Source organism: Pseudomonas sp. ICMP 460, from assembly GCF_002723595.1.
Lineage (GTDB): Bacteria > Pseudomonadota > Gammaproteobacteria > Pseudomonadales > Pseudomonadaceae > Aquipseudomonas > Aquipseudomonas kitaguniensis.
In genome coordinates, this window is the sequence record NZ_LKBR01000011.1 from 60,716 (window position 1) to 73,637 (window position 12,922).

Consider the following 12,922-nt stretch of genomic DNA (forward strand, 5'->3'; position numbering starts at 1 on the left):
CCACGCGCGTTGGCGTCAATGCGACTTCAACGCGCGGATTGTCCAACCGCCACAGGCCTTATTCTCGACGTAAAGTCGAACCGAACCCGGAGCCGCCATGGCCTACTATATGGGCCTACACATGCGCCGCTGGTTCGCCTAGCCGCGTGGCAGGCGGATGTTCAATCGATGCTGCGCGGGCTTGTTGTCAGCGGCGGCGACGGTGTTATTGCTGGCGCGGAGGGCTTGAGCGACTAGACGAAGCTTGCTCTGTCGTTAATGCACTTGGTGATAGGGTTTGGCGACCTGACTATCGGATGCAAAAGCACTGAGTTTTTTGCAGTCGCTACCGAATCGTCAGGTTATCCAATTTAAAACTCAGCCACCCACTACACCCGCCTCCCGCTCCATCAACCTATCGATCAACAAAACTCCCAGCTCACTCAGTTGGTGAATCGCCAGCGCCACATCGCGCTGTTTCCCGGTCAAATCCTCCGACAGGTCCAGCAACAACGCGCTAACCGAGGAAAAGGTTTCATAACTGTTGGTGATCAGGGTTTCACTGCTGGCGTCAGCAGCAACGCTGAACAAACCCGGTGGTGGCGAAGGTGGGGCAGTTTCTGGATTGAGGTATCGGTCTATCGCTCGATGCGCGGCCTGATTGAGTTTCAGGTCTGGCTCGCTCGGAGGGTTAGGCGTGATTTTGAACATGTGTGTTGTACCTGATCAGGGCCAACACGTCTTCGCTACTAAACGAGGGGTGGCAGCTGTGCGCAGGTTAGTAGACCGGGGAAACACACAAAGCCGGCGCGCCCGAGGGCGCCCTGCGCACAGCCACCATCAAGCACAGACAAGAGCATCTGGGAGATGAGGCTTATGCACTTTATGTTGTCACTCGGGCTACTAAACCCGATCACTGAGTTTTCAGCGACCGAGCAACCTTAGAGACGCCCACTCAAGCGCACAAGCCGGCCGATTCTGACGCAAGCGTAGGCAATGGAGCAAGGCGCTGTCGCCTATAACCTCGACGTTTCACGGCTTGCTGTAGGAAATGTGCTGATCCTGCAAAACACAAAAGCAGTCGCTAGCCCGCTCGCGTCACTCAACGCGGGTTGAACGTTCAGCCACCCGCTACACCCGCCTCCCGCTCCATCAACCTATCGATCAACAAAACCCCCAGCTCACTCAATTGGTGAATCGCCAGCGCCACATCGCGCTGTTTCCCGGTCAAATCCTCCGACAGGTCCAGCAACAACGTGCTAACCGAAGAAAAGGTTTCATAACTGTTGGCGATCAGGGTTTCACTGCTGGCGTCAGCGGCAACGCTGAACAAACCCGGTGGTGGCGAAGGTGGGGCAGTTTCTGGATTGACGTATCGGTCTATCGCTCGATGCGCGGCCTGATTGAGTTTCAGGTCTGCCTCGCTCGGAGGGTTAGGCGTGATTTTGAACATACTTGGAATTCCCTCTTGGGGGCGCCACCTCTGAGCTACTAAACAAAGGGGTGGCAGCCGTGCGCAGGTTAGTAGACCGGGGAATTCCAAGAAAGCCGGCGCGCCCGAGGACGCCCTGCACACAGCCACCATCAAGCACGGACGAGGCCGTCCGATAGATGAAGCTTATGCACTGATTGGAATAACCCCAGGCTACTAAACCCGATCACTGAGTTTTCAGCGACCGAGCAACCTTAGAGACGCTCACTCAAGCGCACAAGCCGGCCGATTCTGACGCAAGCGTAGGCAATGCAGCAAGGCGCTGTCGCCTGTCACCTCAACGTTTCACGGCTTGCTGTAGGAAATTGTGCTGATCCCCCCGCGCGCAACACCCTAAGCCCCCAGCAGCCAATGCTGGAAGTTCTTTGATAGCATACCCAGCATTGAACCTGGTTGAAGGTATGCAGGCGATGGCGATTCTCTACCCTCCCCGATCTCTACAGGCGCAAGAGCGCTTCAGTTATTGGAACGAAGTGGTGTGTGCTACCTATTGCCCGACCAAAAACCGGGCGTTGTCCGACGCGCCTTTCGATGGCCAACTTGAGGCCAACACGCTCGGCGATATTCTGCTGACGCACATCTCATCCGCGCCCATTGAGTACGAGCGCAACAGCGCTGATGCGGAGGGCGACGACTATTTTCTTTGCCTCACGCTGAGTACCGAAGCCGAGCTGGAACAATGCGGGCGGCGATCGTCGCAGCAATGCGGCGATATCGTGTTGTTCAACAGCGCCCAACCTTATCGGTGCGCGTTTCCTCGCGGCGACGACCAGATTGTTATTTCGATCCCGCGTGGGCGCTTGATCAATCATTTGCCAAGGCCCGAAGCGCTGGTCAGCCGCACGCTTGACGGCGGTTCGAGCCTTGGCAGGCTGGCGGGCAACATGCTGCTTGAGGTGTTCAACGCGGGCGCCCAGGAAGCGCGCGCCGGTGAGCGTTTGAGCGGTGCGTTGCTGGACGTCGTGGCGACTGCTTTTGAAGGTGCCTTTGGCTTGGCTGACCTGGGCCATTCCAGTCGTCATGCTGCACTGTTGATGAAAGCGAAAGGGTTTTTGCTGGCAAACCTGGATGATCCCGCGCTGGACCTGGCATCCATCGCACACGCGATTCATGTGTCACCGCGCGCGCTGAGCCGGCTGTTTGCTATGGAAGGCACCACCGCCACTCGCTGGCTGTGGCAGCAACGACTGCAGGCGTGCCGGGCGGCGTTGCTGAAGGGCGAAAACCGGAGCATCAGCGACGTCGCGCTCAGTGTTGGTTTCACCAACATGGCGCACTTCAGCCGCGCCTTCAAAGCCGCTTTTGGGGTCTCGCCCAGCGTGTTCTGCAAAAACAACTGACAGATTGGCCTGCCAGGCGAAGTGTCTGGCTGGCTGGGCAAAGCATGCAGCGTCTGCCGCCGTCACCCTGCATGCACTTGGATAGACGAGATGGGAGAGGCGCCGTGCTTCTTCGTCTCTGACGCTTCTGCACGCCCATCAGGAACCTCACCATGAACACCTCGAACGCTAAAACCCTGCGATTGCTTTTCCCCCAGTGGCAAGGTGGCAATAACCCGCCCTACCATTTCGGCGCTCAACTGTTGTCATGGCTGGCACCCGAAGCGCACGGGCCGGTCGCCGAAGTGCCGGTGACAGCGCCGGTGACCGTGCCGAGCGACGAGCCGTTGCCGATTGAAAATGGCATACGCGGGCGCAGCGCTCTGCTGCGTCAGTTGCGTAGCGCACGCGCGATCATCGATGAGCATGCACCGGACAGACTGGTGGTGCTCGGCGGCGATTGCCTGGTGGACCTTGCGCCGTTCGCCTACCTGAATGAACGCTATGCAGGTGACTTGGCGGTGCTGTGGGTCGATGCACATCCTGATGTCTTGACGCCCAGGGATTTTCCGAATGCGCATGCGATGGTGCTGGGCCATTTGCTCGGTGAAGGCGATGCAGATTTCGCTGACACGGTCAAACTTGCGCTGAAACCGGCGAACGTGATGTACGCCGGCCTGATGGAAACCTCGCCCGTGGAAAACACCGTGATTAAGCGGCTGGGACTGCAGCATGCAAGCCCTGCGCAATTGGCTGACAGCAGCGAACCAGTGCTGCAATGGTTACGTTCAACCGGGGCGAAACACCTGGCCATTCACCTTGATCTGGATGTATTGGACCCGAACGGCTTTCGCTCAGTGCTGTTCGCCGATCCGCAGGCCGCTGCGGATGCGTTTGACGGGGTCGCGCAAGGCAACATGACGATTTCCCACGTGGTGCGCCTGCTGAGCGATGTGGCCACTGTTACCGACGTCGTAGGCATTGGCATCGCCGAACACCTGCCGTGGGATGCACTTGCGTTGAAGAACATGTTGGCCCGTCTTCCGCTGATCGGCTCTGCTGTTTGAGCCTGCCCAGGGGAGCGTCAATCTGCCGTCGACCCGCACGATTGAACACCTGCTGCCGATGCCTGAGTCATAAAGGTGACTTCCACCGCCGATTGCACTAATTTATCCGATAGATGGACCGCCGACTCCCCCTTCCCTGCCTGTTATCAACCCGTAACCGGCTGAGTGAATCTGACTGACTAACACCACGTTGGAGGAAACCATGACCACTGACCGCGTGCTTGACTGTGTCCTGTTAAAACCCGCCGAGTCTTATCAGGGCAAACAAGGGCTGGATTATCAAGTTGGCATTTCGGCTGAAAGCGCCGGTGCGCAACATATCCATATGCAGGTGTTGAACATTGCGCCTGGCGGGAAAGGCAAGGCACATAAACATCAGCAACATGAAACCGCTATTTATGCGCTAAGTGGCGCCACCGGCTGTTGGTACGGCGAGGCGCTTGAAAAGCATGCCATCGTGGAAGAAGGTAACTTTTTTTATATCCCTGCGGGAATGCCGCATGTGCCGTATAACCGCAGCAACGAGCAAGTAGCCACTGTGTTAGTTGCTCGCACCGACCCGAATGAGCAAGAAAGTGTAACGCTGTTGCCGGAGCTTGATGCGTTAATGGCTTCAAAGCAGGGCTAGAACAGGCCTTTCGCTGTGCGCGGGCCAGATTAAAAAAAGGCGCTCCGAAGAGCGCCTTTTATCACGTTATTGCAGGCTGACCTGGCGCAAGTCTGGCTTGCCGCCAGTACCGATTTCGATACGTTTTGGCTTGGCTTCTTCGGGTACGACGCGAAGCAACTCGATTGCCAGCAAACCGTTGGTGAGTGATGCGCCTTGCACCTCGATATGGTCAGCCAGCCGGAACGACAAACGGAAGGCCCGTTGCGCGATTCCCTGGTGCAGGTACGTGACCTTCTCATCGCTTTCACGTTTCCCACCCGAAACGCTTAAAACGCCATTCTCGACCTGAATGTCTATGTCGTCCTCTACGAGGCCCGCCACTGCAATCACGATGCGGTACTGGTCATCAGCGTGTTTTTCGACGTTGTGAGGTGGGTAGGTGTTGCCCGCCTCATTGCGCAGCGTCGATTCAAACAGGTCGTTAAAGCGATCAAAGCCCACAGACTGACGGAACAGTGGGGCCAACGAGAGAGTAGTAGCCATAACAAAATCTCCTGAGTTTTATCCAAGTGATTTAATACGCGACCCGCTTTCGGCATCGCGTAAGGCCAAAATAGGGACTACCCAACGGCTTTCAAGGGCGCCTCAAAAAAAATTTTAACGCCCCACTTACCTAGCCCAATTGCGTCGCAAACCTGCCCACGGCGTCGACGACGCGCTTGGCGCCATCCTGAATCTCGACAATCACCTGGCCCGCCTGCGTAGCCAGGTCGAGGCCCTGCTCTGCCTGGGATTTGCTGTTCGCCATCTCCGCGACGGTTTCGCCCACCAGCTTCTGGTTTTGCGCAACCACCGAGGCAATTTCTTCTGTGGCGGTGCTGGTGCGTCCAGCCAATTGTCGAACTTCATCCGCAACGACCGCGAAGCCGCGCCCCTGTTCACCGGCGCGGGCGGCTTCAATTGCAGCGTTCAGGGCGAGCAAGTTGGTTTGTTGGGCAATACTGCTGATGGTTTGAACAATCGAGCTGATCAACAGGGATTGCTTGCCGAGTGCCTCTACCCCACCAGACGCGGCCTGTATATCCACCGCGATCTTGCGCATGGTGTGCATGGTGTCGTTAACCACCACGGCGCCGCGCTGGGCACTCACATCGGTGTGTTGGGAGATTTCAAAGGCGGTTTGCGCGGCGGTGCTGACGTCTTGTTCACGGGCAACTTGATCGGTCACCACCGTCGCGAACTTGACCACTTTGCAGAGTGTGCCTTCGGCGTCGTACACCGGGTTGTAAGTCGCCTCTAACCACACGGTTTGACCGCGACTGTCGACACGTTCAAACCGACCGGCAACAAACTCGCCCTTGTTCAGCGTTAACCAAAAATCCTTGTACTTCTGCGACGAGGTTTCTTCCGGCGTACAGAATATGCGGTGATGGCTGCCTTTGGCGTCGCTGAGGCTGTAACCCATGGCTTTCAAGAATTGGTCATTGGCTTTGAGTACGTGCCCGGAGAGGTCGAACTCGATCACTGCAGTTGAACGCAGCAGTGCCTCGATAAACGAGGTGTTTTCCGAAGCCTGCTCAACGCGGGACGTAATGTTGGTTGCATAGCAGGTGACGTGGCTCAGGTTGCCGGCAATGTCGGCGACGGGTTGCCAGTGCGCATGAATCCATACCAGCGAGCCGTCGGCATGCAAATACCGGTACTCGTCAGTGATTGATCGGCCTGCGGCGACGGCCGCTTGAAAGTTATGAAAGCACGGCAACTTCGAGACGTACTTGGGAACAATATCCGCCATCTCGCGCCCCAGCAGTTGGTCCGGGGTGTAGCCCAAAGCCTCGGCAAAGTTCGCGTTACAGCCGATGATTTTAAACGTTGGATCGATGCTCAACGTCAGCATTTCACGGTTGAGGCCATCGCGCAGTTGGCGCAGCTCCGACAATTCGGCGGCCTGAGCGTTAACCTGGTTCTTGAGTTTTTTATTAAACATCAGCTACGGCCTCCTTGGTCATAACAATGCTATCGGCGTAGACCGCAGCAAATTGAGGCCACTCAGCGGGCGAGTGCCCTCAGGCTGCAGCCTTGCAGCAAAGCGTAGGCGCTGAAACCGGCGCATGCGCCAAAAAAATACATCCTGCGGACCGCTCGGTGGCGAGCGGCGCAATCGCGGCCTATGTTCAAAGGCATGTTTGCATTTTGCTGCTTCACTTAAGCCCTTTCGTCACCAGGTGAAATCATGCCCAGCCTCCCACGCCCCGCCGTCCTTGAATTGATCGGCAACACCCCGCTGGTGCGGGTCAGCCGCTTCGATACCGGCCTGTGCACGCTGTTTTTGAAACTTGAATCGCAAAACCCCGGAGGTTCGATCAAGGACCGCATCGGGCTGGCGATGATCGACGCCGCCGAGCGCGACGGCCGCCTGCGCCCCGGCGGTACCATTATCGAAGCCACCGCCGGCAATACCGGGCTGGGTCTGGCGCTGGTCGGCCGGGCCAAAGGCTACCGCGTGGTGCTGGTGGTGCCCGACAAAATGTCCACCGAAAAGGTGCTGCACCTCAAGGCCATGGGCGCCGAGGTGCACATCACCCGCTCGGACGTCGGCAAGGGCCACCCCGAGTATTACCAGGACGTGGCAGCGCGGCTGGCCAAAGATATTCCGGGCTCGTTTTTCGCCGACCAGTTCAACAACCCGGCCAACCCGCTGGCGCATGAAACCAGCACCGCGCCGGAAATATGGGCGCAAACCCAGCATGACCTGGACGCGATAGTGGTGGGCGTCGGTTCTGCGGGCACCCTCACCGGCCTGACGCGCTTTTTCAAGCGGGTGCAGCCGGAACTGGCCATGGTGCTGGCCGACCCGGTGGGTTCGGTGATGGCTGAATACAGCCGCAGCGGCAAGATTGAAACGCCGGGCTCGTGGGCCGTGGAAGGTATCGGCGAGGACTTTATCCCCTCGATTGCCGACCTCTCCAGCGTGCGCCACGCCTATTCCATCAGCGATGAAGAAAGCTTCGACCACGCCCGCCAACTGCTCAAAGCCGAAGGCATTCTGGGTGGCTCGTCCACCGGCACCCTGCTCGCCGCCGCCCTGCGCTATTGCCGCGAGCAAACCGAGCCGAAACGCGTGGTCACCTTCGTCTGCGACACCGGCACACGCTACCTGTCGAAGGTCTACAACGACCAGTGGATGAACGACGCGGGCCTGCTGCACTACAAGCATTACGGCGACCTGCGCGACTTGATCGCCCGCCGCTTCGAAGACGGCCGCGTGATCAGTGTGAGCCCCGACGACACCTTGCTCATGGCCTTCCAGCGCATGCGCCTGGCCGATGTTTCGCAACTGCCGGTGTTGGTGGATGGCCAGACACTGGTCGGCGTAATCGACGAATCCGACATTTTGTTGGGGTTGCACACCGACGCCGAGCACTTTTCCATGACCGTCGCGAGTGCCATGACTGGCACCGTGCACACCCTGGCCCCCAGCGCCAGCCTCGGCCAATTGCAGGCAGAACTGGATCGCGGCCTGGTCGCGATCATCGCCGACGCGTCGGGCTTTCATGGCCTGATCACGCGTGTCGACCTGCTCAACCACCTACGGAGATCCCTTGCATGAGTCAGCCCGATAAAACTGCGTTTGCCACCCGCGTGATTCACGCCGGGCAGTCACCCGACCCGACCACGGGCGCCTTGATGCCGCCGATCTACGCCAACTCCACCTACCTGCAAGAAAGCCCCGGCGTACACAAGGGCTTCGACTATGGGCGCTCGCATAACCCGACACGGTTTGCCCTGGAGCGCTGCGTCGCCGACCTTGAAGGTGGCAGCCAGGCGTTTGCCTTCGCCTCCGGGTTGGCGGCGATTTCCACGGTGCTGGAATTGCTCGATGCCGGCTCGCACATCGTCTCCGGCAACGACCTGTACGGCGGCACCTTCCGCCTGTTCGACAAGGTGCGCCAACGCAGTGCCGGGCACCGGTTCAGCTTTGTCGACCTCAGCGACGTGTCGGCGTTTGAAGCGTCATTGCAGGCCGATACGCGCATGGTCTGGGTCGAAACCCCGAGCAACCCGCTGCTGAGCCTGACCGACCTCAGCGCAATTGCGCGCATCTGCCGCGACCGCGGCATCATCTGCGTGGCCGACAACACTTTCGCCAGCCCATGGATCCAGCGCCCGCTGGAGCTGGGCTTCGACATCGTGGTGCACTCCACCACCAAATACCTCAATGGCCACTCCGACGTGATCGGCGGCATCGCGATCGTCGGCCACAACCCGGAATTGGCCGAGCGGCTGGGCTTTCTGCAAAACTCCGTAGGTGCCATCGCCGGCCCCTTCGATGCCTTCCTGACCCTGCGCGGCGTGAAAACTCTGGCGCTGCGCATGGAGCGCCATTGCAGCAATGCGCTGGATTTGGCCACCTGGCTGGAACAACAGCCGCAAGTGTCGCGCGTTTACTACCCTGGCTTGGCATCGCACCCTCAGCACGAACTCGCACGTCGGCAGATGCATGGGTTCGGCGGGATGATTTCGGTGGATTTGAACAGCGACCTCGCGGGCGCTACGCGCTTTTTGGAAAACGTGAAGGTTTTTGCCCTTGCCGAAAGCCTTGGCGGTGTAGAAAGCCTGATCGAACACCCGGCGATCATGACGCATGCGAGCATCCCGGCGGCGACCCGCGCGCAGCTAGGCATTGGCGATGGGCTGGTGCGGTTGTCGGTGGGGGTTGAAGATGTGGAAGACCTGAGGGCCGATCTGGCCCAGGCGCTGGCGAAGATTTAACCTACCTTCGCCTAGGCTACTGTGGCGAGCCCGCTTGTTGTGGCGAGCGGGCTTGCTCGCGCGGGGGTGCGCAGCAGCCCCAAAACCAGGCGCTGAGGAGTGCCTGAAGCATTGCATTCTTCATGACAGGGGCTGCTATGCAGCCCAACGCGAGCAAGCCCGCTCGCCACAGCAAGCCCGCTCGCCACAAGGAGCCCGCTCTCCACGCAAGGCTGCTTGCCACACCAAGCGTGTCAGCCAGTCTTCACATTCGCACGTGCCGCATGCAGCTTTTTATAGCTGTCGATCAGGCGCAAATGCCGGTCCAAGCCTTCCAGCTGCGTGCTGGTCGGCGTCAGCCCGTAAAACCGCACGCTGCCGTTGACCGAACCGATCACCGCATCCATGCGCTCATCACCAAACATCCGGCGGAAGTTGGCCTCGTAATCGGCCAACTCCAGGTCCTCGTCCAACTGCATCTCCAACACCGCGTTCACCGCTTGGTAAAACAGGCCGCGCTCGGCGGTGTTGTCGTTGTACTGCAGGAACATTTCCACGCATTCCTTGGCTTCTTCGTACTGCTGCAACGCGAGGTAGATCAGTAGCTTCAACTCCAGGATGGTCAGTTGACCCCATGCGGTGTTGTCGTCGAACTCGATGCCGATCAAGGTGGTGATGTCGGTGTAGTCGTCCAGCTCGCTTTCTACCAGGCGCTCAGCCAAGGCTTTAAGGTCGTCGTCGCTGAGGCTGTGCAGGTTGAGAATGTCGGCGCGGAAGAACAAGGCCTTGTTGGTGTTATCCCAGATCAGGTCGTCCACCGGATAGATTTCCGAGTAGTCCGGCACCAGAATGCGGCAGGCGGTTGCGCCGAGGTGTTCGTACACCGCCATGTAGGACTCTTTGCCCATGCCTTGGAGAATACCGAACAGCGTCGCGGCTTCTTGGGCGTTGGAGTCTTCACCCTCGCCAGAGAAATCCCACTCGACGAATTCATACTCCGACTGGGCGCTGAAGAAGCGCCACGACACCACGCCGCTGGAATCGATAAAGTGCTCGACGAAATTGTTCGGCTCCGTCACCGCGTGGCCTTCAAAGGTCGGTTGCGGCAAATCGTTCAAACCTTCAAAACTGCGGCCCTGCAGCAATTCAGTCAGGCTGCGTTCCAGCGCGACTTCCAGGCTTGGGTGCGCGCCGAATGAGGCAAATACGCCGCCGGTGCGCGGGTTCATCAAGGTCACGCACATCACCGGGAATTCACCCCCCAACGATGCATCCTTGACCAGCACCGGGAACCCTTGGGCTTCCAGGCCTTGAATGCCGGCCAGAATCCCCGGGTACTTGGCCAGCACCTCGGCGGGAACATCCGGCAGCGCAAATTCGCCTTCGATGATCTCGCGTTTAACCGCCCGCTCGAAAATCTCCGACAGGCACTGTACCTGCGCTTCGGCCAGCGTGTTACCGGCGCTCATGCCGTTGCTGAGGTAAAGGTTTTCGATCAGGTTTGACGGAAAGTACACCACCTCGCCGTCGGACTGGCGCACAAACGGCAGCGAAACAATGCCGCGCGCTTCATTGCCGGAGTTGGTGTCGTACAGGTGCGAGCCGCGCAGTTCGCCGTCGCGGTTGTAGATTTTCAGGCAATAGGCGTCGAGGATTTCCGTCGGCAGCGCATCGTTGCGGCCCGGCTGGAACCAGCGCTCATCCGGGTAGTGCACGAAAGGCGCATTGGCCAGTTCCTCACCCCAAAACTGATCGTTGTAGAAGAAGTTGCAATTAAGCCGCTCGATAAACTCGCCCAAGGCCGACGCCAGCGCGCCTTCCTTGGTCGCGCCCTTGCCGTTGGTAAAACACATCGGCGAGTGTGCATCGCGGATATGCAGCGACCACACGTTGGGCACGATATTGCGCCACGAGGCGATTTCAATCTTCATGCCCAGGCCCGCGAGGATGCCCGACATGTTGGCGATGGTCTGCTCCAGCGGCAGGTCCTTGCCCGCAATGTAGGTGCCCGCCTCGGTGCTGGTGCTTGGCATCAACAACGCCTGGGCATCGGCATCGAGGTTGTCGACTTGCTCAATCACAAACTCAGGCCCGGCCTGCACCACTTTTTTTACGGTGCAACGGTCGATGGAACGCAGGATGCCTTGGCGGTCCTTGTCGGAGATATCCGCTGGCAACTCCACCTGAATCTTGAAGATCTGGTTGTAACGGTTTTCCGGGTCGACAATATTGTTCTGCGACAGGCGAATATTCTCGGTGGGAATATCGCGCGTCGCGCAGTACAACTTCACAAAGTACGCCGCGCACAACGCCGACGAAGCCAGGAAGTAATCGAATGGCCCCGGTGCCGAACCATCGCCCTTGTAGCGAATCGGTTGGTCGGCAATTACCGTGAAGTCATCGAACTTGGCTTCAAGCCGAAGGTTGTCGAGAAAGTTGACCTTAATTTCCATGCGGGCACACCAGAATAACGAGCTAAACAAAAATGGCCGTCATTATGAGGTTTTTCAGCGGGAAGTTTCAGGGTTTTCCAGAGCGACCGCCGATCGGTGCCGCTGTTGACGGGCGTAACCCGGCCACTGCCAGGCTTTAACAGGCTTCAACCGAGTCGCTCTCGCACCCAAGGTGAAATGCTCGCGCGCCACTGCTATGTTGGCGGCTTTGTCAGCAAAGGGAGGCGCTATGCAGCCGCTGGATACGAACGCAGCACTGGTGATCATCGACATGCAACAGGGCATGCACCACCCACAGCTCGGGCGGCGCAACAACCCGAACGCGGAGTCGCAGATACAGGCGCTTTTGAGCGCGTGGCGACACGCCAAGCGCCCGGTTATTCATGTGCGGCATATGTCGCGCTCGCCCGATTCGGTGTTTTGGCCTGGCCAACCTGGCTGCGAGTTTCAGGAGGAGTTACAGCCCCTGAAACACGAGCATGTGCTGGAAAAAAACGTTCCGGATGCGTTCACGGCCACGGGCCTGGAGCGTTGGCTGCACGCGCGCTCGATCAAGCAGTTGGTGATCGTTGGGGTGATCACCAACAACTCGGTTGAAGCCACGGCGCGCTCAGGCGGCAACCTCGGTTTTGATGTAATAGTGGCGGCGGATGCTTGTTATACGTTTGATCAAACCGATTTATCGGGGCGTGTCTGGCCGGCGGAGGATGTGCACGCCCTGTCACTGAGTAACCTGGCGATGGACTACGCCAGGGTGATTGATACCGCCCACATCCTGACGAGTGGCTAAGTCACGGCTTCAAACACGTTCGCGCTCACCAGCATGTCGACCAAACCTTGCGGCCATACCGTTGCGTTAGTCGAACGCAGCGCCTGAGCAGACCACCAGTGATGATCGGCCATCACCTGGGTCTCTTGCTCCGTCCATTCGGCTCGGGACAGCGTCTGGTTTTGCACATGAACAACAAAGTACTGCTCAACCGCCAGCACCGTTTCACCGCTGGGCAGCATCAGCGAAACCCTGCGATCCGCGACAGGCGCTTGAACGGCGCTGAGCACTATGCCGGTTTCTTCGCGCAGCTCACGCAGGGCCGCAGCCTGGAAGGTTTCACCCGGTTCAACGCCACCGCCGGGCGTGGCCCAGTAATCGTCGCCGGCCAGCGCGCCGGTTGTGTGCACGAACCTGAACAACAGCACTTCGCCCGCAGGGTTTATGACCAGTAAACGTGCGGCCTTTCGCTCGCGCATGG

12 protein-coding genes and 2 pseudogenes are annotated in these 12,922 nt (G+C 58.9%); 7 read left to right on the top strand and 7 right to left on the bottom strand.

Features of this window, described 5'->3' with window-relative positions; all coding sequences use genetic code 11:
- Positions 1 to 106: 106 nt before the first annotated feature.
- A pseudogene (locus tag AO240_RS09540) lies at positions 107 to 229 on the top strand (LysE family translocator); the annotation flags it as partial.
- A 128-nt stretch (positions 230 to 357) separates the two neighbouring features.
- Here the strand turns inward: AO240_RS09540 and AO240_RS09545 are convergent.
- On the bottom strand, positions 358 to 690 hold the full coding sequence (locus tag AO240_RS09545) for a DUF6124 family protein (RefSeq protein WP_099236331.1): 333 nt from the start codon (positions 688 to 690) through the stop codon (positions 358 to 360).
- A 409-nt stretch (positions 691 to 1,099) separates the two neighbouring features.
- On the bottom strand, positions 1,100 to 1,432 hold the full coding sequence (locus AO240_RS09550; RefSeq protein ID WP_099236332.1) for a DUF6124 family protein: 333 nt from the start codon (positions 1,430 to 1,432) through the stop codon (positions 1,100 to 1,102).
- A 404-nt stretch (positions 1,433 to 1,836) separates the two neighbouring features.
- On the opposite strand from AO240_RS09550, the gene AO240_RS09555 reads away from it, so the two are divergent.
- The 3 genes from AO240_RS09555 (at position 1,837) to AO240_RS09565 (ending at position 4,485) form a co-directional block, all read left to right on the top strand.
- Positions 1,837 to 2,811, top strand: coding sequence for a helix-turn-helix domain-containing protein (locus tag AO240_RS09555; RefSeq protein ID WP_371918612.1), 975 nt, complete (start codon positions 1,837 to 1,839; stop codon positions 2,809 to 2,811).
- A gap of 152 nt (positions 2,812 to 2,963) precedes the next feature.
- Positions 2,964 to 3,857, top strand: a complete 894-nt coding sequence (locus AO240_RS09560) for an arginase family protein (protein WP_099236333.1) — start codon at positions 2,964 to 2,966, stop codon at positions 3,855 to 3,857.
- Positions 3,858 to 4,059: 202 nt separating this feature from the next.
- A complete protein-coding gene (locus AO240_RS09565) occupies positions 4,060 to 4,485 on the top strand; it encodes a cupin domain-containing protein (protein ID WP_099236334.1) in 426 nt (141 codons plus the stop codon).
- A 66-nt stretch (positions 4,486 to 4,551) separates the two neighbouring features.
- On the opposite strand, the gene AO240_RS09570 is transcribed toward AO240_RS09565, so the two are convergent.
- The 3 genes and pseudogenes from AO240_RS09570 to AO240_RS29290 form a co-directional block, all read right to left on the bottom strand.
- Positions 4,552 to 5,010, bottom strand: coding sequence for an Hsp20 family protein (locus tag AO240_RS09570; RefSeq protein ID WP_099236335.1), 459 nt, complete (start codon positions 5,008 to 5,010; stop codon positions 4,552 to 4,554).
- A 130-nt stretch (positions 5,011 to 5,140) separates the two neighbouring features.
- Positions 5,141 to 5,578, bottom strand: a complete 438-nt coding sequence (locus tag AO240_RS29285) for a methyl-accepting chemotaxis protein (RefSeq protein ID WP_241678237.1) — start codon at positions 5,576 to 5,578, stop codon at positions 5,141 to 5,143.
- Between the two features lie 102 nt (positions 5,579 to 5,680).
- A pseudogene (locus AO240_RS29290) lies at positions 5,681 to 6,454 on the bottom strand (PAS domain-containing protein); the annotation flags it as partial.
- Positions 6,455 to 6,700: 246 nt separating this feature from the next.
- Between AO240_RS29290 and AO240_RS09580 the strand changes: the two are divergent.
- Together AO240_RS09580 and AO240_RS09585 are read left to right on the top strand one after the other, a co-directional pair.
- A complete protein-coding gene (locus AO240_RS09580) occupies positions 6,701 to 8,077 on the top strand; it encodes a cystathionine beta-synthase (protein WP_099236337.1) in 1,377 nt (458 codons plus the stop codon).
- The gene (locus AO240_RS09585) at positions 8,074 to 9,240 is read left to right on the top strand and encodes a cystathionine gamma-synthase (RefSeq protein ID WP_099236338.1); all 1,167 of its coding nucleotides are present in this window, start codon (positions 8,074 to 8,076) and stop codon (positions 9,238 to 9,240) included. Before AO240_RS09580 ends, AO240_RS09585 begins: the two co-directional genes overlap by 4 nt.
- Before the next feature lie 233 nt (positions 9,241 to 9,473).
- On the opposite strand, the gene AO240_RS09590 is transcribed toward AO240_RS09585, so the two are convergent.
- The gene (locus tag AO240_RS09590; RefSeq protein ID WP_099236339.1) at positions 9,474 to 11,672 is read right to left on the bottom strand and encodes an OsmC domain/YcaO domain-containing protein; all 2,199 of its coding nucleotides are present in this window, start codon (positions 11,670 to 11,672) and stop codon (positions 9,474 to 9,476) included.
- A 229-nt stretch (positions 11,673 to 11,901) separates the two neighbouring features.
- Between AO240_RS09590 and AO240_RS09595 the strand changes: the two genes are divergently transcribed.
- Positions 11,902 to 12,462 (top strand): cysteine hydrolase family protein, encoded by a 561-nt coding sequence (locus AO240_RS09595; protein WP_099236340.1) that lies wholly within the window; start codon positions 11,902 to 11,904, stop codon positions 12,460 to 12,462.
- Here AO240_RS09595 and AO240_RS09600 read toward each other — a convergent pair.
- Entirely contained in the window at positions 12,459 to 12,920 is a 462-nt protein-coding gene (locus AO240_RS09600) for an NUDIX hydrolase (protein ID WP_099236341.1), read from the bottom strand. The two genes, AO240_RS09595 and AO240_RS09600, sit on opposite strands and share 4 nt — an antisense overlap.
- Positions 12,921 to 12,922 lie beyond the last annotated feature (2 nt).

What these genes read in the sequence shown, in the direction of transcription:
- AO240_RS09550 (WP_099236332.1), bottom strand. Translation starts at nt 1,432, where the DNA reads ATGTTCAAAATCACGCCTAACCCTCCGAGCGAGGCAGACCTGAAACTC.
- AO240_RS09600 (WP_099236341.1), bottom strand. Translation starts at nt 12,920, where the DNA reads ATGCGCGAGCGAAAGGCCGCACGTTTACTGGTCATAAACCCTGCGGGC.
- AO240_RS09585 (WP_099236338.1), top strand. Translation starts at nt 8,074, where the DNA reads ATGAGTCAGCCCGATAAAACTGCGTTTGCCACCCGCGTGATTCACGCC.
- AO240_RS29285 (WP_241678237.1), bottom strand. Translation starts at nt 5,578, where the DNA reads ATGCACACCATGCGCAAGATCGCGGTGGATATACAGGCCGCGTCTGGT.
- AO240_RS09595 (WP_099236340.1), top strand. Translation starts at nt 11,902, where the DNA reads ATGCAGCCGCTGGATACGAACGCAGCACTGGTGATCATCGACATGCAA.
- AO240_RS09565 (WP_099236334.1), top strand. Translation starts at nt 4,060, where the DNA reads ATGACCACTGACCGCGTGCTTGACTGTGTCCTGTTAAAACCCGCCGAG.
- AO240_RS09590 (WP_099236339.1), bottom strand. Translation starts at nt 11,672, where the DNA reads ATGGAAATTAAGGTCAACTTTCTCGACAACCTTCGGCTTGAAGCCAAG.
- AO240_RS09570 (WP_099236335.1), bottom strand. Translation starts at nt 5,010, where the DNA reads ATGGCTACTACTCTCTCGTTGGCCCCACTGTTCCGTCAGTCTGTGGGC.
- AO240_RS09560 (WP_099236333.1), top strand. Translation starts at nt 2,964, where the DNA reads ATGAACACCTCGAACGCTAAAACCCTGCGATTGCTTTTCCCCCAGTGG.
- AO240_RS09545 (WP_099236331.1), bottom strand. Translation starts at nt 690, where the DNA reads ATGTTCAAAATCACGCCTAACCCTCCGAGCGAGCCAGACCTGAAACTC.
- AO240_RS09580 (WP_099236337.1), top strand. Translation starts at nt 6,701, where the DNA reads ATGCCCAGCCTCCCACGCCCCGCCGTCCTTGAATTGATCGGCAACACC.